Origin of the sequence: Thermococcus sp. M36 (assembly GCF_012027355.1) — an archaeon.
Taxonomy (GTDB): Archaea; Methanobacteriota_B; Thermococci; order Thermococcales; family Thermococcaceae; genus Thermococcus.
This window is the reverse complement of record NZ_SNUH01000062.1, coordinates 1-575: the sequence shown is the minus strand read 5'-3', so window position 1 is coordinate 575 and position 575 is coordinate 1. Positions and strand designations below refer to the sequence as shown.

The window sequence follows — 575 nt, the reverse complement described above, 5'->3', positions numbered from 1 at the left end:
TACTTGACCATAAAAAGCCCTTGAAATATAAGTCAAGCTATCTGTTTCATAGTCCCTTTCAGTGCCAGGATATTGATAGCGATTTTGTCCATAATCAACTGTAAGCTGACCATCGCTAGGTGAGTGAATATAAATTGAAATATTTGCATCGCATTCATTGCAGTCTCGTCCTGAAAATATTAAAAATGGTGCTTTGTTTTGCAAATTGATTTGTCCGATATATTGTAGTTCATATAAGTGCGTGTCGAACGATTTTGAATTTTTGAAAAGCAGTTTAGTACTGTCAACCTTATCAAATATCCAATTGTCTGATACGTTGGTTACTTGATTTAATGTGTCGACAATTTTTTTGTCTGTGTCTTTAGAACGATTATCAATACTGCACGCAGAAAGAAAGAAAAGTCCTGAAATTATTAATAAAAGTTTTGTCATTTTAAAATTGCTTGCAACGTTGGAGGCTTGCCGTAGGGCTGGAATTGATGCTGTGTCCGCCCTGCAACTGAAGCCGATTGAAAAACTGATGTTGAAGTTAACAACTAAAACCAAATAGAATTCGGTCAAGCCCGATATTAGCT

General features: G+C 35.7%; 1 protein-coding gene. It reads right to left on the bottom strand.

Annotation, left to right across the window (positions count from 1 at the left end):
• Window positions 1-432 (bottom strand): hypothetical protein (locus tag E3E36_RS12935; protein ID WP_206203624.1); only part of this gene is annotated, 432 nt, incomplete at its 3' end.
• Window positions 433-575: the final 143 nt, after the last annotated feature.